The organism is Bacillus sp. MM2020_4 (genome assembly GCF_011250555.1).
Taxonomy (GTDB): Bacteria; Bacillota; Bacilli; order Bacillales; family Cytobacillaceae; genus Neobacillus.
The window spans coordinates 1-22,654 of the sequence record NZ_JAANMZ010000052.1 but is presented as its reverse complement, the minus strand read 5'-3'; the positions used below and the strand labels follow the sequence as shown (position 1 = coordinate 22,654).

22 protein-coding genes and 1 other annotated feature are annotated in these 22,654 nt (G+C 38.5%); of the genes, 17 read left to right on the top strand and 5 right to left on the bottom strand.

The genetic code is table 11. From position 1 onward, the window contains the following. Nucleotides 1–29 precede the first annotated feature (29 nt). Nucleotides 30–722: a Crp/Fnr family transcriptional regulator gene (locus tag G6554_RS21930; RefSeq protein WP_242637844.1), complete on the bottom strand. Its 693-nt coding sequence runs from the start codon at nucleotides 720–722 to the stop codon at nucleotides 30–32. Between the two features lie 307 nt (nucleotides 723–1,029). On the opposite strand from G6554_RS21930, the gene G6554_RS25805 reads away from it, so the two are divergent. Together G6554_RS25805 and clpB are read left to right on the top strand one after the other, a co-directional pair. Next, entirely contained in the window at nucleotides 1,030–1,209 is a 180-nt protein-coding gene (locus G6554_RS25805; RefSeq protein WP_166245846.1) for a YjzC family protein, read from the top strand. Between the two features lie 124 nt (nucleotides 1,210–1,333). Beyond that, the gene (gene clpB, locus G6554_RS21920) at nucleotides 1,334–3,928 is read left to right on the top strand and encodes an ATP-dependent chaperone ClpB (RefSeq protein ID WP_166245844.1); all 2,595 of its coding nucleotides are present in this window, start codon (nucleotides 1,334–1,336) and stop codon (nucleotides 3,926–3,928) included. A 54-nt stretch (nucleotides 3,929–3,982) separates the two neighbouring features. Here clpB and G6554_RS21915 read toward each other — a convergent pair whose 3' ends face one another. After that, entirely contained in the window at nucleotides 3,983–4,171 is a 189-nt protein-coding gene (locus tag G6554_RS21915) for a YjzD family protein (protein WP_166245842.1), read from the bottom strand. Between the two features lie 184 nt (nucleotides 4,172–4,355). On the opposite strand from G6554_RS21915, the gene G6554_RS21910 reads away from it, so the two are divergent. The 4 genes from G6554_RS21910 (at nucleotide 4,356) to G6554_RS21895 (ending at nucleotide 7,355) form a co-directional block, all read left to right on the top strand. Next, complete coding sequence (locus G6554_RS21910) at nucleotides 4,356–5,078, top strand: lipase family protein (RefSeq protein ID WP_166245840.1); 723 nt, start codon at nucleotides 4,356–4,358, stop codon at nucleotides 5,076–5,078. An 81-nt stretch (nucleotides 5,079–5,159) separates the two neighbouring features. After that, nucleotides 5,160–5,993, top strand: coding sequence for a hypothetical protein (locus G6554_RS21905; RefSeq protein WP_166245838.1), 834 nt, complete (start codon nucleotides 5,160–5,162; stop codon nucleotides 5,991–5,993). Between the two features lie 200 nt (nucleotides 5,994–6,193). Further along, nucleotides 6,194–7,141, top strand: coding sequence for a BMP family ABC transporter substrate-binding protein (locus tag G6554_RS21900; protein ID WP_166245836.1), 948 nt, complete (start codon nucleotides 6,194–6,196; stop codon nucleotides 7,139–7,141). A 19-nt stretch (nucleotides 7,142–7,160) separates the two neighbouring features. After that, a complete protein-coding gene (locus G6554_RS21895) occupies nucleotides 7,161–7,355 on the top strand; it encodes a ComZ family protein (protein WP_166245834.1) in 195 nt (64 codons plus the stop codon). Between the two features lie 31 nt (nucleotides 7,356–7,386). Here the strand turns inward: G6554_RS21895 and G6554_RS21890 are convergent, their stop codons facing one another. Continuing rightward, nucleotides 7,387–7,680 carry a hypothetical protein gene (locus tag G6554_RS21890; protein WP_166245832.1) on the bottom strand — a complete coding sequence of 98 codons (294 nt, stop codon included), beginning with the start codon at nucleotides 7,678–7,680 and terminating at the stop codon, nucleotides 7,387–7,389. A 209-nt stretch (nucleotides 7,681–7,889) separates the two neighbouring features. Here G6554_RS21890 and G6554_RS21885 point away from each other — a divergent pair, with 209 nt between their 5' ends. The 11 genes from G6554_RS21885 to G6554_RS21835 all read left to right on the top strand — a co-directional run bounded on the left by G6554_RS21885 (nucleotide 7,890) and on the right by G6554_RS21835 (nucleotide 20,789). Next, nucleotides 7,890–8,822, top strand: a complete 933-nt coding sequence (locus tag G6554_RS21885; RefSeq protein WP_166245862.1) for a beta-ketoacyl-ACP synthase III — start codon at nucleotides 7,890–7,892, stop codon at nucleotides 8,820–8,822. A 101-nt stretch (nucleotides 8,823–8,923) separates the two neighbouring features. Next, on the top strand, nucleotides 8,924–10,162 hold the full coding sequence (gene fabF / locus G6554_RS21880) for a beta-ketoacyl-ACP synthase II (protein WP_166245830.1): 1,239 nt from the start codon (nucleotides 8,924–8,926) through the stop codon (nucleotides 10,160–10,162). A gap of 133 nt (nucleotides 10,163–10,295) precedes the next feature. Further along, on the top strand, nucleotides 10,296–11,513 hold the full coding sequence (locus G6554_RS21875; protein ID WP_166245860.1) for a MerR family transcriptional regulator: 1,218 nt from the start codon (nucleotides 10,296–10,298) through the stop codon (nucleotides 11,511–11,513). A 116-nt stretch (nucleotides 11,514–11,629) separates the two neighbouring features. Further along, nucleotides 11,630–12,925 carry an MFS transporter gene (locus G6554_RS21870; protein ID WP_166245828.1) on the top strand — a complete coding sequence of 432 codons (1,296 nt, stop codon included), beginning with the start codon at nucleotides 11,630–11,632 and terminating at the stop codon, nucleotides 12,923–12,925. Nucleotides 12,926–13,024: 99 nt separating this feature from the next. Continuing rightward, on the top strand, nucleotides 13,025–13,798 hold the full coding sequence (locus tag G6554_RS21865; protein ID WP_166245826.1) for a DUF2268 domain-containing putative Zn-dependent protease: 774 nt from the start codon (nucleotides 13,025–13,027) through the stop codon (nucleotides 13,796–13,798). 162 nt (nucleotides 13,799–13,960) lie between these two features. Then, nucleotides 13,961–14,983, top strand: a complete 1,023-nt coding sequence (locus G6554_RS21860) for an ABC transporter ATP-binding protein (RefSeq protein WP_166245824.1) — start codon at nucleotides 13,961–13,963, stop codon at nucleotides 14,981–14,983. Beyond that, nucleotides 14,983–15,993, top strand: coding sequence for an ABC transporter ATP-binding protein (locus G6554_RS21855; RefSeq protein ID WP_166245822.1), 1,011 nt, complete (start codon nucleotides 14,983–14,985; stop codon nucleotides 15,991–15,993). The genes G6554_RS21860 and G6554_RS21855 overlap by 1 nt, the downstream gene beginning before the upstream one ends. 78 nt (nucleotides 15,994–16,071) lie before the next feature. Next, nucleotides 16,072–17,790, top strand: a complete 1,719-nt coding sequence (opp4A, locus tag G6554_RS21850; RefSeq protein ID WP_166245820.1) for an oligopeptide ABC transporter substrate-binding protein — start codon at nucleotides 16,072–16,074, stop codon at nucleotides 17,788–17,790. Between the two features lie 176 nt (nucleotides 17,791–17,966). Further along, entirely contained in the window at nucleotides 17,967–18,932 is a 966-nt protein-coding gene (gene opp4B, locus G6554_RS21845; RefSeq protein ID WP_166245818.1) for an oligopeptide ABC transporter permease, read from the top strand. An 11-nt stretch (nucleotides 18,933–18,943) separates the two neighbouring features. Further along, on the top strand, nucleotides 18,944–19,855 hold the full coding sequence (opp4C, locus tag G6554_RS21840; RefSeq protein WP_166245816.1) for an oligopeptide ABC transporter permease: 912 nt from the start codon (nucleotides 18,944–18,946) through the stop codon (nucleotides 19,853–19,855). Between the two features lie 187 nt (nucleotides 19,856–20,042). Continuing rightward, nucleotides 20,043–20,789, top strand: coding sequence for a YjbA family protein (locus G6554_RS21835; protein ID WP_166245814.1), 747 nt, complete (start codon nucleotides 20,043–20,045; stop codon nucleotides 20,787–20,789). 83 nt (nucleotides 20,790–20,872) lie between these two features. Here the strand turns inward: G6554_RS21835 and trpS are convergent, their stop codons facing one another. Together trpS and G6554_RS21825 are read right to left on the bottom strand one after the other, a co-directional pair. Continuing rightward, nucleotides 20,873–21,862, bottom strand: coding sequence for a tryptophan--tRNA ligase (trpS, locus tag G6554_RS21830; protein WP_166245812.1), 990 nt, complete (start codon nucleotides 21,860–21,862; stop codon nucleotides 20,873–20,875). Between the two features lie 48 nt (nucleotides 21,863–21,910). Beyond that, nucleotides 21,911–22,168, bottom strand: a binding site (T-box leader). A 55-nt stretch (nucleotides 22,169–22,223) separates the two neighbouring features. Continuing rightward, nucleotides 22,224–22,580, bottom strand: coding sequence for a DUF3899 domain-containing protein (locus G6554_RS21825; RefSeq protein ID WP_166245810.1), 357 nt, complete (start codon nucleotides 22,578–22,580; stop codon nucleotides 22,224–22,226). Nucleotides 22,581–22,654 lie beyond the last annotated feature (74 nt).

The following is a 22,654-nucleotide window of genomic DNA, read 5'->3' as shown; positions in this document are numbered from 1 at the left end:
CAAAATGACCGATTTTTTCGTTTCTCTTTTTAGTCAACTTTACAAATTTCAATCGGACATTCCTCGCAATCGATTTCTCGTTTTAAATAATCTAGGTCGTGAATAGTAATTGACCCTTTGTCGCTGGAAATGATTCCGGCTTTTCGCAATTCGCTAAGAAGTCGATTGACGACTTCTCTTGAGGTGCCGCAGAAATTGGCCAGTTCTTGATTTGTCAAAGGTAATTCGATTAAAATTCCTCTGTTTGTTTTAACCCCATAACTATTACTAATTCGGATTAAGGTTGAATACAAGGCCCCCTTCTTGCCGTGAAGAACTAAATCACGAAACTTGGTTTGTGTTTTCCGATATTGCAGACTCATCCATTTTATGAATTCAAATGAAAGTGGGAGATTTTGCGAGAGTTTCTCCTCAAGGGTATCTTTCATGATAACGGCTACTTCTCCACTTTCAATGACACGGGCACTTAATAAATAACGAGAAGAAGGGGAGAATAAATTTAATTCACCAACAAAATCCCCTTTAGAGCACATTCTTAACGTAAGTTCTCTACCGTCAGGAATAATCTTACTAATTTGCAGGATCCCGCTTTGCATGATATACAATTCATCCGCAAGCGAACCTTCCTGAAACAGAAAAGATCCTTTTTCAATCTTTTTCATATGATGAACCGTGTCAAAGAGATGTGACAACGTTACGGGCATTTCTTTTACCGACTGCATACAACTAACCACCTTTACAGGTACGAATGATTTTTGAAAAAATAAATGCCAGTCAAGTCCGAAATTACAGGATATTACTATAATTATATTGTTAACAAAGAATAATTAGCAATAAATGTGGAATAAGTTCATACAATCGTCAAAAACTTATCAAATAGAAATTTGAGAAATGTCCAGCTACAGCGCCCTAGCGCTTTTCATATTTCTCAGGAAATATTGTCGACCTTTGTTGGAATTTGAAAGAAATTCCTATAATGGACATGACCAAAATGGAAATAATAAAGATGTAAATGAAGGAGGGAAGAAAGTGGGACAAAATCATCAGTTTAAATCAGGAAAAAAGGCTCCGAATAATGGTATATATATTGAAGTTGGAGATACCGGAGATAATGTACTCCATCCTAAAATGATCAAGCTGAAAGCGGGAGATCCATTCCCAGAAACATCGAATGACGAACGAATTTGGACATATAAGCGGAAACCTTAATGAGATATACAAAAAGTCATCTAATTCGGATGACTTTTTCCTTGTCCAAAATTTTACTTCTATTTAGCATTTGATTTATAATGAAATCAAATAGGTCAATAATGGTCAAAAAGGAGTGAGGAAATTGGACTTAAACCGAATGACGGAGCGATTGCAAAAAGGAATTATGGATGCCCAGACCCTGGCGATTAGAGAAAATCATCAAGAAATAGATGAACAGCATTTATTTTTGACGCTTTTGGATCAAGAGGATAGTCTCATTAAAACGATTTTTGATAAGGCAGGGTTGCCCTTTGATAAAGTGCAGAAAACGCTATTGGATTCACTAGCCAAAAAACCTCAAGTTACCGGGAGCGGGATTGAACAGGGAAAACTTTATATAACGGCAAAGCTGCAAAAGTTATTGGTTAGTGCGGAAGAGTTTGCCTCTAAATTTGCAGATGAATATATTTCGGTTGAGCATTTTCTATTAGCGGCAGCCTATGCGAATGATTCAGCCATGAAAAAAATGATCCAAGCATTTGGGCTAACACCGGAAATGATTTTAAAGGCAATAAAAGAAATAAGGGGGAACCAAAGAGTGACATCACAAAATCCCGAAGCAGGATATGAGGCCCTTAAAAAATACGGCAGAGACCTTGTTGCCGAAGTAAGGGCAGGGAAAATGGATCCGGTCATCGGCAGGGATACAGAGATCCGAAATGTTATTCGAATTTTATCTAGAAAAACGAAGAATAATCCAGTTTTAATCGGCGAACCGGGGGTAGGGAAAACTGCGATTGTGGAAGGATTGGCACAACGGATCGTCAGAAAGGATGTCCCGGAAGGACTAAAAGATAAGACGATTTTTTCATTGGACATGAGTTCCTTAATCGCTGGGGCAAAATTTAGAGGAGAATTTGAAGAAAGATTAAAAGCCGTTTTAAATGAGATTAAAAAAAGTGAAGGGCAAATTTTGCTGTTCATTGATGAAATTCATACAATCGTCGGTGCAGGAAAAACAGAAGGAGCGATGGATGCCGGCAACATGTTAAAGCCGATGCTTGCACGCGGGGAACTACATTGCATCGGAGCGACAACACTTGATGAACACAGAAAATATATTGAAAAGGATCCTGCCCTTGAGCGAAGATTTCAACAGGTACTTGTTCAGGAACCAAATGTAGAAGATACAATTTCCATTTTGAGAGGATTAAAGGAACGGTTTGAGGTGCACCATGGAGTGAAAATTCATGATCGTGCCCTTGTGGCGGCAGCCACTCTCTCAGACCGTTATATTACAGACCGTTTTTTGCCTGATAAAGCGATTGATCTTGTCGATGAAGCATGTGCGATGATTCGCACCGAAATTGATTCCATGCCCACTGAACTGGATGAAGTGACACGCAGGGTTATGCAGCTTGAAATTGAGGAGGCAGCCTTACGAAAAGAAAGTGATGAGGGAAGCAAAATAAGGCTTAAGGCGCTCGTCAAGGAACTTGCCGATCTTAAAGAACAGGAAAATGCCATGAAGGCAAAATGGCTCCTAGAAAAGCAAAGTATCCAGAAGGTGCAGGATAAAAGGGGGCAGCTCGAAAAGCTCCGTAGAGAGCTTCAGGTGGCAGAAGATAAATATGATTTAAACCGGGCTGCTGAACTTCGCCATGGGCAAATACCAATGGCAGAAAAGGAACTAAATGAATTAGAAAGTGGAGCGGCAAAGGATGACCGTTTGCTTCGAGAAGAAGTGACGGGTGAGGAAATTTCAACTATCGTCTCAAGATGGACGGGGATCCCCCTTTCTAAGCTTGTTGAAGGAGAGCGGGAAAAACTGTTGAAATTGGAATCCATTCTGCACGAAAGAGTCATAGGACAAAATGAGGCCGTAAACTTGGTTGCGGATGCTGTCCTTCGAGCACGCGCAGGAATAAAAGATCCAAATAGGCCAATCGGATCGTTTTTATTTTTAGGGCCGACAGGTGTAGGGAAAACCGAGCTGGCAAAGGCATTGGCCGAGTCATTATTTGATAGTGAAGAACAAATTATTCGCATAGATATGTCCGAATATATGGAAAAGCATGCGGTATCACGCCTAATCGGTGCACCTCCAGGTTATGTCGGTTATGAAGAAGGCGGGCAGCTGACAGAGGCCGTAAGACGAAGACCATATTCGGTGATTTTAATGGATGAAATCGAAAAAGCCCATCCGGAGGTATTTAATATTCTTTTACAAGCACTCGATGATGGTCGAATCACGGATTCCCAAGGCAGGGTAGTAGATTTTAAAAACACCGTTATTATTATGACTTCCAATATCGGCTCCCACATTTTACTTGAAAGAAGTGAAAATGAAATTGAAATTTCGGATGGAACAAGAGATAAAGTAATGAGCCAGTTACGAGCCCATTTCCGGCCGGAATTCATAAATCGTATTGATGAGATTATCTTATTTAAATCGTTATCATTACCGGAAATAAAAAATATAGTAGTAAAAATGATGAAGGAACTGGAAAACAGGCTTAAACGGCAACAAATTAATATCTCGATTAGTGAGGATGCGAAGGAATTCATTGCTGTTAATGGATTTGATCCTATTTATGGGGCAAGACCACTAAAACGATATATCCAACGGAATATCGAGACAAAGCTCGCACGTGAAATCATAGCCGGTCGGGTACATGATCAATCGACAGTCGCAATCATGATAGAAAATGGGGAAGTCGCTGTGAAAGTCCTGTAAATAATAAAAAAGGTCATCCAGTATAAACGGAAGACCTTTTTTCCCCATTATGAATTAGGAATGCTTTTCCACAGGTTCATTAGGAATCACAGCAGCAGCAATGTAAATTAAAACGGTTACTCCCAAAGAAACAACAAAACCAGGCATAAATTCAAATTTAGCACCAGGAGTCATCGAGCTAACGACGTATGTAAGCATTTGCACTAAAAGAAAAGACCAGAAAAAAGTCCAAAAGAATCGCACTATTTTTCACCTCTACCCTATTTTACATTAGTTATAATAGTACCATACGATAGAAAAAAAATATAGGGAAAATGAATTTCTGTTTAACTTTTTGAGTAAAATCTGAAAAATGGGCAAACTCCCTTTCATCTTTTGTGAAATGACATACAATATGTTGAGGAAATATGTAAAAGGAGATTTATCGATGGAAAATCGCAACTTTCAGATGGATGCCCAATGGAATATCATTCATTATCCCGAAAAGCCAACAGGATTTGGGATCTTAATCATCGGTGATGAAAGACATTTTGTAGATGAGAGCAAATGCTTTTGGACGCAAAACGAAGGAAAACTGGCCATAATCAATGAACTAAAGGATACAGGGTACACCATTTTTTCCTCAAATCTTCATGGACGAAATTGGGGGAGCCAAAGTGCTGTCGAACTCGCTCAAAGATTATACCACCACGTGATAAGAAGCGAGATCCTTAATGATAAGATCCACATTTTGGCTGAAGGTATGGGGGCGCTCATTGCAGTCAAGTTATTGGAAAAAATGAAGGGCAACATAAGGTCGGTAATCTTGCTCAACCCGATCCTGTCTTTAAAGTACCATCTTGAACAGGAAAAGGAGCACAAATTTTTTTATAAAAAGTTAATGAGAGAATTAACGATCGCTTACAATATGGAGCAAGCTCAAATTGAAAGAACCATTTTCAATTTGGAAGATATTGTTCACCTAGAGTTCGATTGTCCAGTTAAGATTATTCATGTCCTAGCTGGTGGAAAATCGTATACCCAATCAAAACTATACCAACAGATTATCAAGTCTCCAGAAATTAATCCTACTTATATTCTTCCAGAAAAAAAACCACAACTCGGGAAAATATTCATAAAGTTTTTGACCAGTCATGAAACGGTACTTTAAATTTGGTTCCTCCCCAAAAGGAAATATTTCATAAATGAATTGCATAGGATTCAATAAAGCAAGTTTGGGGAGGAATTTCAAATGGACAAGGTTATTATCTTTGGAATATATGAATTTGTTAGTTTTCATGCATGCAAAACGCTTCTGAATAATGGTGTAGAGGTGACTGGAATTCAAATTGATGGGGCGGAAGATAGTCCATTCCTTGAGGAAAAGCGACTTGAGGTGGGGAGGAATGCTAATTTTAGCGAACGGTTCTTATCTGAGTTGGAACTGATGCGAGAGGAAGGCACGACACCAACCACTTTCCTATTTTCAATCTATGATTTGTATATGCAAAACAAAGAGATGGTTTTACAGAAGGAAAAGACGATAAGCCCAATCATCCAATGTATAAAGGATTATCATAACAATGCGAATATAGTATTCATACTTCCCATCCAAATGCTTAGAGGGGAACAAGTAAAGACTATTGAGACATTTATCGAACGAGTAAAAGGATGTTGCAAAAACATTCAGATGGTTTATTTACCTGCTGTTTATGGACCGTGGCAGCCATCGTCCTATCTATATCAACAGGCTATTTTATCAAAATGGATTAAGCAAGACATTATTATAGCGGAGAGAGAATGGACTGGTGATGTTCTATTTGTTGAGGATGCCGCCAGGACGATCATAAAAACAATTGAAACCGGTCATCACGGGAATTTCATACTAGAAAGCGGAAAGCAGAATTATTGGGAAGTGTGCGCCGATTATCTTCAAATAGATAGTGAATTAATCCGGAAGCATCGCTTTGTACCATTTTCAGTTGATCACCAAATTGATGTCGTATCTGTTGGAAAAGTAACACCCTTTGCAGAATCCATCTCAAAACAAATGGACCTTGTCCAACGTTTATATTCTAAAAATTAGTAAAAAAAATGATAATTCATGTCGTACTAGGGTAGTTGTATGTAGAAATGAAGGAAATTTGTCTTTCCATTTCCCTGCTCAAAGGTTAGAATATAAGGAAAATAGACGATTTCTTTACTAGTTTAGGTTCACTATTTGATCCCTTAAAACAGTGAGAAGCATGTATGAGAAGTGGCGGCCATATAAAGGAGTTGCATGGAATGTTTAACCGTTTCGGAATCATTCTTTTATGTCTTCTTTTACTTGGAGCTTGCGGGGAAACAAAAACGCCGGGTAAATTACAGAAGGTGGGCTTGTTGGTTCCAGAAACAATTAATGACCAAGTATGGGGAACAAAAGGCTACAAAGGAATGTTAAAAATACAGTCCAAATTTAATGTGGATGTATTTTATAAAGAAGGAATGAATTCACAAGCCGTTGTTGAACGGGCAGTAGAGGAATTTGAGCAAAAAGGTGTTAATCTAATCTTTGGGCATGGTTCGGAGTATGCGGAATACTTTAATACAATTTCGGAAGACCATCCAAAAATCCATTTCGTCAGTTTCAATGGTGATGCTAAGACGGCCAACACAACCAGTCTTAACTTTAAAGCACATGCGATGGGCTTTTTTGGTGGAATGGTTGCCGCACATATGTCTAAAACCAATAAAGTAGGTGTTTTAGCAGCATATGAATGGCAGCCGGAAATTGAAGGTTTTTATCAAGGGGCATTAGCTGAAAATAAAAACACAACTGTAAGTATAGAATACGTTGGAAATTGGGATGATGAGACAAGAGCCACTCAATTGGCACATCAAATGTTAGAAAATGGTGTCGATGTGGTTTATCCGGCTGGTGATGGTTTTAATGTACCCGTTATCGAGCAAGTTAAGGAGAATGGTTCTTATGTGATTGGCTATGTTTCGGACCAATCAGACTTAGGTGAATCAACCGTATTAACAAGCACTCTTCAGCAGGTGGATGCATTGTATGAAAAGGTTGCGGCACAATACAACGACGGGAAGTTAAAATCGGGTAACCTTTCATTTGATTTTCAAGATAATGTTATTTCACTAGGAAAATTCAGCCCATTGGTCCCTAAAGATTTTATCGAAAATATGAACAGACAAATTGATCAATATAAGAAAACAGGTAAACTGCCTAAATAAATTATTTTAAGGAGTACATATGATTAATCAAGATAAGACACTTCAATTTATGCAAATTGCGATGAAATACTTACCAGAAGCCAAAGATCAATTAGATCAAGCGGGGGTTGAATTATCGATGGAGTTAATTCAGCCATTTATGGATCTGTTTACAAAGGTTATGGAAGAAGCCTATGAACTTGGCAGAGCCGATGCCCTAACTAAAAACGAATAAAGAAATAAGCTGCCATTTAATAGTTGGCAGCTTATTTCTTTTTCCAAAATTGTTCGATTACCGGATATATTTTATCGAATAACGGCTTAAGTCCCCGCACAGATTCATACAGGGTATCAATATTCATCATTAGTTCCTCATAATTGATAGTGGATTGGTTTTGCTTTGGTTCTTGGTGTTGATGATGGGGATGAATCTGTTGATGATGTTCACTTCTGGAACCAAACATAAAACTAGTGAAGCGATCTTGCCTAGAATACTTCTGGGACTCCACTTGTGTTTCTGAGAAAATCGAGCTTTGCTCCTCTTGCTTCAGATTATCCATTGTATTGCCCTCCTTTTTTTAAGTACCTTTTTAAAATAGAATATGACTAAACGAATAAAAGGTAAGTACATTAGCGGAGTCTAAATGAATAGGAAGAAACAGTTGCTTAAAGTAGGTTTAATTTGATAAAATTAGTACCAAGTCATAATAATTGATATTAAACGTTAGGATATAGGTGAATGGTAGCCAAACAAAAGGAGCTGGAATTAATGAGAGCGGGTATTGTCGGAATGGGTAGGTATTTACCTGAAAAGATTGTCACCAATCAGGATTTAGAAAAAATGATGGAAACCTCTGATGAATGGATCAGAACCAGAACAGGAATTGAACAGCGACGAATCGCTGCTGACGATGTAAATACATCAGACATGGCGTTTGCTGCCGCTCAAAAGGCTATAGCTGATGCAGGAATTACTGCTGAAGAAATTGATTTAATTTTAGTTGCAACCGTTACTCCAGATTCGCCGTTTCCATCTGTTGCCTGCAGGATTCAAGAGAGATTAGGGGCAAAAAAAGCAGCTGCTATGGATGTAAGTGCGGCTTGTGCGGGCTTTATGTATGGAATCGTCACAGCAAAACAATTTATTGAATCCCATGTCTATAAATACGTGCTTGTAGTCGGGGTTGAAAAGCTTTCTAAAATTACTGACTGGAATGACCGCAACACTGCAGTATTATTTGGGGACGGTGCTGGTGCAGCAATTATTGGCCCAGTTTCAGAAAACCGTGGAATTCTTTCCTTCGAACTTGGTGCAGATGGCACAGGTGCAAAACACCTTTACCAAGACGAATATATCATTATGAATGGACGCGAAGTGTTTAAATTTGCGGTTCGTCAAATGGGCGAGAGCTGCGTTCATGTGCTGGAGAAGGCAGGTTTAACAAAAGCGGATGTGGATTTTCTTATTCCGCATCAAGCGAATATTCGGATTATGGAGGCTTCTAGGCAAAGATTAGAGCTTCCGGAAGAAAAAATGTCCAAAACAGTTAATAAATATGGGAATACCTCTTCAGCATCGATCCCGATTTCTATAATTGAAGAAGTGGAAGCAGGGAAAATTAAAGATGATGATCTAATTGTCATGGTGGGCTTTGGCGGCGGTCTAACATGGGGTGCAATTGCCATTCGCTGGGGTAAATAGAAAAGCGGAAGTCCCCTAGGCGTTGAGCTGGACCGGTATCGAAGGTAAATGAACTTTATAGATAAATAGGGAAAAGGTAGTGTAGAAAAGGAGATGTACTAATGGAAAAGCGTAGGGTGGTAGTGACAGGCATCGGAGCAGTAACACCGTTAGGTCTTGATGCGGAAACAACATGGAAAGGGATCATTGAAGGCAAGTCAGGCGTTGGACCGATGACAAGAGTAAATGCGGATGAGTATCCTGCGAAGGTAGCTGCAGAAGTAAAAGATTTCAATCCAGAAGTATTCATGGATCGAAAAGATGCTCGGAAAATGGATCGGTTTACACAATTTGCTGTTGCAAGTGCAATAATGGCGGTAAAGGATGCAGATTTAACGATTACGGAAGAAAATTCACCGCGGGTCGGAGTATGGATTGGTTCTGGAATTGGAGGAATGGAAACATTTGAACAACAATTTGAGATCTTTCAAAAGAGAGGTTACAAACGGGTTAGTCCATTCTTTGTCCCAATGCTTATTCCTGATATGGCAACCGGCCAAGTTTCAATCACTCTTGGTGCAAGAGGATTTAATTCATGTACCGTAACCGCATGTGCAACGGGAACGAACTCAATTGGCGATGCCTTTAAAGTTATTCAGCGTGGTGATGCGGATGTAATGGTATCAGGTGGTGCGGAAGCACCAATTACAAAAATGTCTGTTGCGGGCTTTTGTGCCAATACAGCACTATCCACAAACCCTGATCCGAAAACTGCGAGCAGACCCTTTGATAAGAATCGTGATGGCTTTGTCATTGGCGAAGGAGCAGGAATTGTTATACTGGAAGAATTAGAGCATGCATTAGCACGCGGAGCAAAAATATATGCAGAAATCGTTGGCTACGGGGCAACCGGTGATGCCTACCATATCACAGCACCGGCACCAGGTGGTGAAGGTGGTGCAAGGGCAATGAAAATGGCAATAAACGATGCCGGATTAAAGCCTGATGAGATTGATTATGTGAATGCCCACGGAACAAGTACCGAATATAACGATAAGTTTGAAACACTTGCTGTTAAGGAGGTATTTGGTGAACATGCATATAAACTTGCCATGAGCTCAACGAAATCAATGACCGGTCATCTCCTTGGTGCTGCCGGCGGTATTGAAGCTATATTCACCGTACTGGCCATAAAAGACAGCATGGTGCCGCCAACCATTAATTATGAAACACCTGATGAAGATTGTGATTTGGATTATGTCGTAAATAAAGCTCGGTCACAAGAAATTAAGGCAGCCATGAGCAACTCGCTTGGCTTCGGCGGTCATAATGCAACAATCGTGTTCAAAAAATATGAATAAGATAGTAGTAACGGCCAGACAGATGTCTGGTCGTTTTTTTTTCAAGGGAAAGGATATTTTGATGATTTTGTAGAAGTACCTACTTATGAGAACGATGAATTCACGGCAGATCGGCATAGAAAAGAGTGATACGATGAGAATAGGAAAGTTTGCAGAATCCAATGAATTGAGTATTGATACGATTCGACATTATATGGATCTGGGCATTATTGTTCCGGAAAAAACGGGTGGGCATTATTTTTTTGATGAGCAATGCCAAAATGAGTTAGAACATATTTTAGAATTAAAAGGGATGGGCTTTAGTTTAAATGAGATTAAAACGATCTTTTTTTATAAAAACTTCGGGAAATTATTAGATTATGAAGAGGATTCCTACTATCGAACACTTTTTTTAGATAAATTTAAGAAACTGGAAGAGGAAATAAAGAATTTACTCTTAATAAAAGCTCGGTTAAAGTTGAAGCTTGAGCATTTATCAACCAAATCCACAGCTTCAACACATATGATGGGGGTAGATTTAAGGGTTCTTGATTTCCTAAAATGTTTGAAATGCGGTGAAACGCTGATCCTTCAAGACGGAATTATTAGCAGAAATCAAATTATGGACGGTAAGCTTCACTGTGATTGCGGCACAGATTATTTGATTGAAGCGGGTATTGTTAGAGTAGGGGAACAAGAAAGCTCTTATATGGAGCAGTCTTTTGAAGGCCAAATTCAAGAATATATTCAGGAAACGGATCCAGTATATTTGGAAAATTTGCAGAAGGGTCTGTACTGGTCAAAAAGGAAGCTTGATCAAGTTGATTTACATCAAAAAGTTTTACTCGAATTAGGGTCAGGATTCGGATTTTTCTTGCGGAATATTTTTAAGGATTTGCCAGAGGATTGCCTCTATATTGCCGTTGACCATAGTATGGAAAAGCAGCGTTTTTTGAAGGGGTTACTTGAAAGAACGGGTATCAAAAGAAGAATTCTCTTTATTTGCTCAGATTTCCTCGAAATCCCGATAAAGGATCAATCGGTGGATTTGATCATTGATTATACAGGAACAAGCAATTATAGCTTTCATCATGAGACGTTTTTGCTTCATAAAGTGGATTCATTGGTTCAGTCTAACGGATATTTATTGGGGTCTTATTTTGCCTTTAAAAACTTTAGCCCAAAAAGTAAAATTGCTGCCAAATTCAGAGATAATTTTACTGTTGAGAAAATCAAGGAAAATATTGACATGTTAAAGTATAAACCTTTTGAGGAGAGGACTTCGGAATATGTGGATAAGGGCGGGAGGTATGAAGATTTCTTTGTAACAGGAGAAGAGATCTTTTCATATGCGTTTTTTGGAAAAAGGTAGGGTAAACCCTATCTTTTTCATTTTGTCATCATAAAATTCATGGATTATGCCTATTGCTGTTGGGTTCACCCTACCCATTATGCTAGTTATAGAGGGTAAAAAAGGGGGAATGATTCATGGATACTTTCCATTTGAGCACGCCGATAGTTAAGAACAGAAAAGAAGCGAAAAACATTTTTCTATATGCTGCTGGAAAAACCATTTCTATATTTGGTACAGCTATTTATAGTTTTGCGTTAGGATTATATGTGTTAAAACTGACTGGATCTGCATTAAGCTTTGCTGTAACGCTCATTTTGGGAATAGTCCCAATGATTATTATTAATCCATTAGCTGGAGTAATTGCGGATAAATTCAATAAAAGGATTCTAGTGGTATCGATGGATATGGTGAGTGGATTCTTGTTAGTTCTAGTTTATTTTTTAAGTAATCTGTATGGATTAAGTTTAATTTTGATTTATGCCACCACCTTCCTTTTAACAGTATGTACCACCTTCTTTGGGGTCGGAGTGGAAGCCGGTAAGCCAAACATGGTCTCAGAAAAAATGCTGATGAATATCAATTCTGTTGGAAAAGTTATTGATTCCGTCTCATCAATATCAGGTCCGATGCTAGGGGGATTTGTGTTTGTGGTCTTTGATATCGAAACCTTCATTCTCATTAATGGGATATCGTTTATTCTTTCCGGTTTATCCATGCTCTTTATTGACTTCAAACTTTTCAGTCATCAATCGAATGTGGATTTTTCAGGTGGAAAAATTCATTTGATACAGGATGTAAAGGACGGCTTTCAGTATTTGTTTAGTAAAAAGAGTCTGATGAGTATATTTATTTTATTAATAACAATAAATTTCTTTCTTGGCTTTGCTGTGACAATTCCTTTACCCTATTTCATTAATAACATTTTGCGGCTTGGTTCAAAGGAATTCGGTATTATCGAAGGAGCGTTCCCTTTGGGGATGATTTTGGGTGCTGTAATGGTAAAAAGTATTACTGAAAAAATTTCTTACTCCCAATTGGTAAAGTATTTAAGGTTTTCCTTAGCGATTTTTATGATCCTTTCAGGACTACCAGTCATTCCCAATAACCTACAAATTAATCCTGTACTATTCACGGTTTTTTACTGTGTGGTCATGTTCTGTTTTGGCGTTATCATAGCATTTATTGATATACCCCTAGCCTATTTTATGCAAAAGGAAATACCAGATGAATATAGAGGTAGAGTTCTTAGCATAAGTATTAGCATAGGGAAAACGATGCTCCCTGTAGCGATGATTGCTTCAGGAACGTTATTAAACTACATCCCAGCCTATATTATGCCTGTAGCAGGTGGGATCCTGTTCCTTCTAATTAATTTGCGTTCATCGAATAAGATAAAGATTGAAATCAATGTAGAAAAAGCAATTTCTTAGCAGTTTAGTTTTTTTGTCATCCTTTCTTTCTAAAGAACTTCTTCCTAAAAAATTCATAAAATGTCCAGAGGGGGATCTTGAGGTAGATGGGGTGAAAAAATGGGAATCATTCGAACGGATCAATGGTTAAGGGAAGAGTTTGATCGACCGATCGAACTCTGTGAAAGGCTTTGTCCTTATTTTAAGGGGCAAAAAGCAAAGGGAATTTACAACCAGTTAATGGATTTTGGAATGTATCGTCCATCGCGTTCAGCCTACAGCAATCTTAATAACATGGTGGAACAAAAAGTATGGGATCAAGTCGGGAAGATATTTAGTAAATATAAAAATAAATGGAATGGACCAGATGTGCCGGTTTTTCTCTTTCCTGTAGACAATCAATCTGGATTTTTTTTCAGAAGAGAGGAAAAACGTAAAGCCGGAGTCTCCTTCCCTGATAAAATGTTCCTATTTCTTTCTAATCTTGAAGACCCGAAAGAATTGGAAGCACTTCTTATTCATGAATACCACCATGTTTGCCGCTTAAGCATGTTAAATAAAAAAATGGAAGACTATACACTTCTTGATTCCATTGTCATTGAGGGGCTTGCAGAATACGCAGTATTAAAATATTGTGGTAAGGAATATTTAGCAAATTGGTGCCGTATGTATACAGAAAAGGAACTTACAAACTTTTGGGACCGATATTTAAGAAATCAACTTACCCTAAAAAAGACTAATAGAGGACATGATGAACTTTTATATGGGGGAGGGAGGATTCCTAAGTTGCTTGGATATGCAGCTGGGTATAATATGATTAGGAAATATTATGTAGATCATCCTTATTCCACAAAACTGTCCTTTACCATTCCTGCCGAAAAATATAGACAATAAACCTTTCAAAAAGAGCCTTGAGTATAAGGCTTTTTCAAATTATTGAAAAGTGAAAATTCCCAATTTTGTAAAAAAACCTTGCAATTGTAATATTTCTGTAATAGAATTCTATTTAAATATAACAAATTAACAGAATAATTAAAAAAATTAAGAAGGTGGACTATGAGCACTAAAAAGTCACATCTCAAAGAGGCGCCGCTTCTCGAGGTGAGGAATTTAGAGACAGCCTTTGAAATTGATGGGTCCGATTACAATGCGGTAGAAAATGTTTCCTTTCAGGTAAAACCAAGGCAAATTGTTGGAGTTGTAGGGGAATCCGGCTGTGGTAAATCTGTTATGAGTCTCTCAATTATGCAGCTACTTCCAAAAGGAATTGGAAAGGTCAAATCTGGTGAAATCATTTTTGATGGAATTCATCTAGAGAAAATGTCCGAATCTCAAATTAATAAGATCCGCGGGAAGGATGTTTCAATGATCTTCCAAGAACCAATGACCTCGCTCAATCCAGTATTCACCATTGGCTATCAATTGCAGGAAGTTCTTTTTAACCATTTTAAGATATCTAAACGCGAAGCACGGCAGAAAGCAGTTGCCTTGTTAAAGAGTGTGGGGATTTCCCGGCCTGAGAAAATTGTTGATGAATATCCGCATCAATTGTCTGGAGGAATGAGACAAAGGGTAATGATCGCGATTGCCATCGCCTGCCAGCCTAAATTATTAATCGCAGACGAGCCCACAACTGCCCTGGATGTAACCGTTCAGGCACAAATCTTGGAGCTTTTAAAAGGAATTCAAGAGGTAAATGATATGTCTGTGATTCTCATTACACATGATTTAGGAGTAGTAGCGGAAATGTGTGATGAGGTTATTGTAATGTACGCAGGAAAAATTGTGGAACGAACAGATGTTGATACATTATTCCATAATTCAAAACATCCATATACAACCTTACTATTGGGGGCAATCCCGAAAATGGATGGAACCGATGAGCGCTTAAGCTCCATCCAAGGGATTGTTCCATCGCTAACGAATATGCCGAAGGTGGGCTGCCGATTCGCTCATCGATGTCCAAAGGCAATGCCCGACTGCACAACCATTACCCCGCTGCTCCGAGATGTCGAACAGGGACATGAGGTTGCCTGTTTACTCTTTGAAACAAGTATGCCAAAAGAAGGGGTGAGGTAATGAATTCCGTTTCAGTACATAAAAAAGGTAGCGCTTTCATTGACTCTGATAATCTTTTAGAGATTCATAATCTTAAAACCTATTACCCTGTTAAAGGTGGTTTTTTTAAACGTACCGTCGGAAATGTAAAAGCTGTTGATAATATCACTTTTGAGATTAAAAGAGGGGAAACACTTGGACTAGTTGGTGAATCTGGCTGCGGCAAATCAACTGCAGGAAGGACTATTTTACGCTTACTGAAACCTACTGAAGGAAGCATCCTTTTTGATGGAAGGGATATTACGAGAATTCACGGTAAATCCTTGCGTGAGATTCGGAAGGACATGCAAATGGTTTTCCAGGATCCATACGCGTCCTTAAATCCGATGCAAATGGTAGGCGACATCATTGCCGAACCAATTTATAACTTTACAAACAAAAGTAAAAAAGAATTAAAAAAGGAAGTTATGGATTTACTAGATAAAGTTGGTCTGCCACCAGATGCTTATTATAAGTATGCCCATGAATTTTCCGGCGGTCAGCGACAAAGAATTGGTATTGCCAGATCCCTTGCACTAAGACCGAAATTAATCATTGCCGATGAACCAGTATCTGCACTTGATGTTTCTGTACAATCCCAAGTCCTGAATCTTTTAAAAGATCTACAGGAAGAATTTAAATTAACTTTCCTCTTTATCGCACATGATTTAAGTGTGGTAAAACATATGAGTGATCGAATAGGTGTTATGTACTTGGGCAATATGGTAGAGATTGCGGAAAAGGATCTCCTTTACGCAGAACCTCTCCACCCATACACACAGGCTTTGATTTCGGCGATCCCATCTCCAGATCCAAGGGTCAAGAAGGAAAGAATAATCTTAAAAGGAGATGTGCCCAGCCCAATAAATCCTCCATCCGGATGTCCATTTCATCCGCGCTGCCCGGTGGCTATGGAGGAATGTTCAAAGCATAAACCGGTATTAAAGGAAGTTAAGCCCTCACACCGAGTCGCTTGCCACCTTTATTCATAAAGCGGAAGCGCCATGTTCAGGGGCGCTGGAGCTAGAAAGTAATCAAGTTTTACCAAAAAACGTATAGGGGGGAAACGAATGAGAAAACGAAGTATGCTTATGTTAGCTGCATTAATGCTGGTACTATCAGCATTCTTAGCGGCGTGCAGCGGCGGAGAAAAAGCAGGTACAAAGGAAACAGACAAGGAAGGCTCTGATAGTGGTGAAACAGCAGGTAAGCCGCAGGATGGTGGTACATTAGTATATGCACTTGACTCATCTCCGAAAGGGATCTTCAACTGGGCATTCTACGATGATGCAGTCGATGCTCAAGTACTTGATCTTTTCGATGAAAGCTTAATTACTTATGATGAGCACTTAAAGGCAGAACCAAATATTGCCTCATGGAAAACTACCGACAATAAGGTATTCGACTTTGAATTTAAAAAAGGCGTGAAATGGCATAATGGTGAGGAGTTATCAGTGAAAGACTGGGAATTCGCACTTTACACACTTGCTGATAAAGATTATGAAAATTCTCGCTTTGAGAATGTAAAAACAATTGAAGGTGCGCAAGATTTCCATGACGGAAAGGCGGATAAAATCTCAGGGATTAAAGTAATTGATGATTATAATATCCAAATTACTTTTGATAAGGCCCGGGTAAATAATTTGGAAAATGTTTGGGCATATCCATTGTCTCGTAAGGAATTTGAAGGTATTGCCGTAAAAGACATGCCTGCAACTGAACAAGTTCGTACGAAGCCAGTCGGATTAGGACCATACAAAGTCACAAAGGTGGTTCCAGGTGAATCCGTAGAAATGGAACGTTTTGACGATTACTTTGGAGGAAAGCCGCATATTGAGAAGATTGTTGTGAAAGTAATCGATCCATCTCTTTCTGTTGGAGAACTTAAAAATGGCACACTTGATATGACTGCATTCCATCCAAGTATTATTGATCAAGTAAAAGCACTTGATAATGTAAATGTAATCACATACCCAGGATTAAGCTACTATTATGTCGGTTTCCGCTTAGGTACATGGGATGGCGAGAAAAATATCATGAATGAACCGAAATATCAAAACTTAAAACTTCGCCAAGCAATGTATTACGCGATAAACCGTGAAGAATGGGTTAAGGCGTTCTTCTTCGGGGTTGGTAAACCGGTAAACCGTCCAGTTCCTACAAATCACTGGATTGCCGCAGATAATAAAGACCTAGAGCAATTCGAATATAATCCGAAGAAAGCAAAAGAATTGTTAGATGAAGCAGGCTATAAAGATGTTAATGGCGATGGATTCCGTGAGGATCCAAATGGTAAGGAATTTGTTGTAAACTTTAGTCACTATGCAACACAAAACCCGACATTTGAACAACGGGCAAAAGCAATGACTCAATATTGGGAAGCAGTAGGTTTAAAAACAAAACTTAATATGGTAGATTTTAACCTTTACTATGACATGCTTGACAAGGCAGATAAATCAATGGAAGTATATTTTGCTGGTTGGTCAACAGGTACGGATCCGGATCCTACTGGACTTTGGAGTTCAAAAGCACTTTGGAACCATCCACGCTGGGTGAATGAAGAGAGCGATAAATTATTAGATCAGGCACTTGATCTAAGTGTTGTTGGTACTGATGCTAATAAACGTAAAGATCTATATGTACAATGGCAGAAGCTATTCATGAAGGATCTTCCTGGACTACCAATTGCAGAACTTGAAGAAACAATGGCGGTTAGCAAACGGGTTCAAGGTGCTAAATTTGACGTATCGGGGATGAATCGTCCAAATGAATGGTGGATCAAGCAATAAGTAGAGCGAACTAACATGTAGTAAACTATGTTAAATTCTTATATCCTTTGGATTAAACCTCAGAATGTGAGTAGGGAGGGGCAGGGAGATCTTACTCCTTAGTCCCTCCAATTTTACCGAACTCCTAGTTACATAGACGTACCAATTTAACATAGTAATAGACAAGGAGAATGCACATGCTAAAGTATGCATTTCGAAGAATATTGGGCATGATTCCGATGTTATTTCTCATATCTATAGTAGTCTTTACCTTGGCAAAATTAATGCCTGGAGATTCACTAGGCGGTGAAATTGACCCAACAAACACAAATCCGCAATATATTGCCGAAATGAGGGAGAAATTGGGCTATAATGACCCTATGCCACAGCAATATATACGCTGGATTAGTAAGTTTGTCCAAGGCGATTTTGGTAAATCAACCCGCTTTAAAATTCCAGCCGCAGATGTGATTAGCGAACGAATACCAAATACTCTATTACTTGGTTTTACCTCTATATTAATCACGTATATCCTAGCCTTTATTATGGGGACATACGCTGGAAGAAAACCATATACTATTGGCGATAATCTAATAGGAGGAATAAATTATTTAGGGTTATCTATTCCTTCCTTTATTGCAGGGGTATTTGCCATCTTCTTTTTTTCTTTTACGTTGGGATGGTTCCCATCAAATGGTTCAGTTGATATAGGTGTTACAGAGGGGACGCTTGAATATTGGTTTAGTCGCCTGCATCACGTATTCTTACCCGCTTTAGTCCTAGGATTATTAAGTACAGCAAGTTATACACAATTCTTACGCAACGATATTATTGAAAATAGCAGGAAAGATTTTGTCCGCACTGCGCGTGCTAAAGGGACACCAGAAAGAAAAATTTACAATGTTCATATATTAAGAAATTCAATTATACCGCTTATAACATTTTTAGGGTTTGATTTAGTTGCCATTATCAGTGGTGCAATTATCACCGAAACAATTTTTACTTATCCAGGTCTTGGACAACTATTCTTACAATCTGTAGGAACCAGAGATTATTCGGTATTAATGACGTTGACAATGTTATTCTCCTTCTTAACACTAATCGGTAACTTGGTTGCTGATATATTATACGGTGTGGTAGATCCGAGAATTAGGCTAGATTAGGGGGGCAAGAGATGGAAATTATGACTCAGAAAGAAACCAAAAGAAGTACAGTACCCCCGAAGAAAAGTTTATCACCATGGGCAATTGCCCGTAAAAAGTTTCTAAAAAATAAATTAGCCTTGGTAAGCCTCATCTTTTTAATTATTGTGGCAGTTGTATCCTTTCTTGCGCCGTATATTACGACCGCTGATGTGACCAGAATTAATATTGGTCAAATGTCATTAGAGCCATCCAGCAAGCATTGGCTGGGGACGGATAAGGCAGGTCGCGATGTATTTACAAGATTACTGTATGGCGGTCGAATCTCATTGCTAGTTGGAATGAGTTGTACATTATTTGTTATTATTCTTGGTACTTTAATCGGCTCCATTTCCGGTTATTTTGGTGGTGCAGTTGATAGCTTATTAATGAGATTTACTGACTTTATTTTAAATTTTCCTTTTCTGGTATTTGTCATTGTTCTAAATGCCATTCTTTTCGGAAAGGTAAATGGATTATGGGTTTTAATTGGAACCATTAGTATTCTGAGCTGGGGTGGGGTCGCCCGGATTGTACGAAGTAAAATCCTTGCTGAGAAAGAAAATGAATATATTACTGCGGCGATTTCGATAGGGTGTTCACCAGCAAAAATAATTGTTAAACACCTACTTCCGAATATTTTATCCACGATTATCGTTCAAGCAACCATCACATTTGCCACGATGATTGTTGCTGAAACAGGTCTAAGTTTTTTAGGCTTTGGTGTACCGCAAGAAATTCCAAGTTGGGGGAATATGTTGAATTCAGCAAATGAGCCGGATGTGCTCCAATTTAAACTTTGGATTTGGATTCCTCCTGCATTAATTATTACAATTACCATTTTATCGATTAATTTTATTGGTGAAGGGTTAAAAGATGCTTTTAATCCGAAATCAAGAAGGTGAAAATCTGCCAGTGATTTGGTAGATTTTTTTTTCGTGATCATTGCCAGTGTAATAAAAAATGGTTCAACCCTATATATGAATAAATAGATTAAATTGGAATTGGGGCAAAATATATATAAAGGAATAATTTAACTAACCTCTGCCCATACTGATTGACAAACAGTTTCTTGAAGTGAGGGGTTGTATCATGTTGTATCTTCATGATGTTTGGGTAAATTGGTTTGAAGGTGAAGAAAACGGCTATAATGTCTGTCATTTTCATGAATGGCGCAAGGATGACGGTGTGGAGCTGTTAGATCAGGCACCACTAATAAAAGTCGAGCCAATTCTTTTTAACTATATTGAAAATGATTTGTCGGAACTGCCGCAACAGCTCCTGGATGATATTTACCAGAAGGCCTATTTGAGGAAGAACCATGAACGAGTTCAGCTTGACTATTGCTTTGTTGTATCTGATGGGGTAGGGATATTAGCCATAGATACAATTGGCTATACGATCCCGATTCGAAAAAGCAGATTAATACCGAGGCAAGAACAACTTGTTTATGAAATGATTAGTCAACATGAAGCAAAGCAATATCATTTTTATGGGCAGCCTCAAACAAAGGACTTCCATATTTTATCACCTGAGCCAGAATTGATGAGGGGCCTAACTAGAAAAGAAAGACAACTAAAACAGCTATTATTTATGGCTCTTGATCAATTACTATCATCCAATAACGAGGCAGAGGTACGCTATTGGTATACGGAATGGTGTCCGGAGCAATATTCCACCATTCAAGAATTGAATTTTGAAGCTGCTTGGGAACAGTTATTTGAAGAAACTAAGTATGGCTGGACAAAGCGCCATGAAACATTTTGTGAAAATCTAATTAAAGGGCAGCCGTTTTTTGAAAAACTATGGGAAATGGAGCACGGTCCAAAGGTAAACTAAAAGCCTGGCCCAAAAAGTATGTTAACCATACTTTTTGTGGACAGGCTTTTTATTTGACAGGCGAAAGCGCTGGAGTTAAACAGTTAACGGCGTTTTCGACCTAGCCCCATCGCATTTTCCATTTTCTTAAGGGTTTTGCTGGCAACCAGGTTAGCTTTCTCGGCACCGCGATCCAAAATATCATCCAACAAACTGGACTCCATTAGGTTGTAGTACTTTTCCTGAATAGGAATAAAGAAGTTAGCAACCACTTCAGCTAGATCGCCTTTAAAATCTCCATAGCCTTTCCCTACATACATCTCTTCAAGTTCAGAAATCGATTTGCCACCAAGAATGGAGTAGATGGATAACAAATTTGATACACCAGGTTTATTGACGGTATCAAATTTCACTATTCCATCTGAATCAGTAACGGCGCTTTTGATTTTCTTCACAATTTGATTCGGCTCATCTAATGGAGTGATAAAAGCCTTTTTATTTGGATCGGATTTGCTCATTTTTTTTGTTGGCTCTTGGAGTGACATAATCCGTGCTCCCACTTTAGGGATGCTGATTTCCGGAACGGTAAGAATGTCATTATACCTCTTATTAAACCTCTCTGCCAAGTCGCGGGTTAATTCCATGTGCTGTTTTTGATCCTCACCAACCGGAACAAGGTCGGTATTATACAATAAGATATCTGCTGCCATTAATGGCGGATAGGTTAACAAACTGGCTGAAACGGCTTCTTTTCCAGAGGACTTATCTTTGAATTGCGTCATTCTTTCCAATTCTCCGATATAGGAAATACATTGCATCATCCATCCTGCCTGCGCATGTGCAGGCACTTCTGATTGAATGAACAAGGTTGCCTTCTCCGGGTCGAGTCCGACAGCAAGGTATAATGCCGCAAGACTGCGAATATTTTTCCTTAATGTTTGTGGATCTTGGGGAACGGTAATAGCATGTTGGTCAACAATGCAGAAGAAGCAATTGTATTCGTCCTGCATTTCAACGAATTGTTTCAAAGCCCCGATATAGTTCCCAAGTGTAATCGTACCACTTGGTTGTATACCTGAAAAAATTGTTTTCATCTGAATTTTCCTCCTATATATAAATAAAAAAACCATCCATCCCAAAAAACTAGGGACGAATGGTTCGCGGTACCACCCTAAATTACTCAAAAAGAGTCACTCAGTTCTAAATCGTCGTCAATGTGACGATTCAGAGTCCTTATAACGCAAGGAAAACGTCTCCTCCTACTGTTTTAATCAGGAATTGATTAAAGGTTCAGAAAGAAGCTCCAAAGTCCATTCCGTATTACTTCGTATTTGTTTTCACCGGCCACAAATTCTCTGAAACGAAGGAAAATACGTACTATTCTTTATCATTGCTTAACAGCTGTTATTTTATTACTCACATTATAAAGGAAATACATATTTAATTTCAAGTAGGTTAAAAATAATATACCAGTAAGGCAATGATCATAAAAAGACCGTTCATCAGTCCATGAAAGAGGAGTGGCTTTTCGTTGACAGTAATCATTTCTGATAATCTTGGTATGTCTTCAAAATTTCGTTTTTCTCCCCCTTTTGAAAAAAAGAGATTAAAGGATCTAGAAATGGCATCATAAAAGCCACTGTGAATGGTATAAAGTAGTAATGAAAATAATAGTAAGCCTGCGGTAAAGAGGAAAGATATATTGATATAATTCAGTAACGAAATTTCTTGTTGGTAAAAATATGAAATGATGATAATCGCTATCTGAGTAAAAGAGAGAATAATTAATTTTTTCTTTAGACGAGATTTCACTGAATAACCTCCAAAACATTGATTTATAAAGGATTACCTTAGGTCTATTATACAAAATAACCTAAATAAGATTA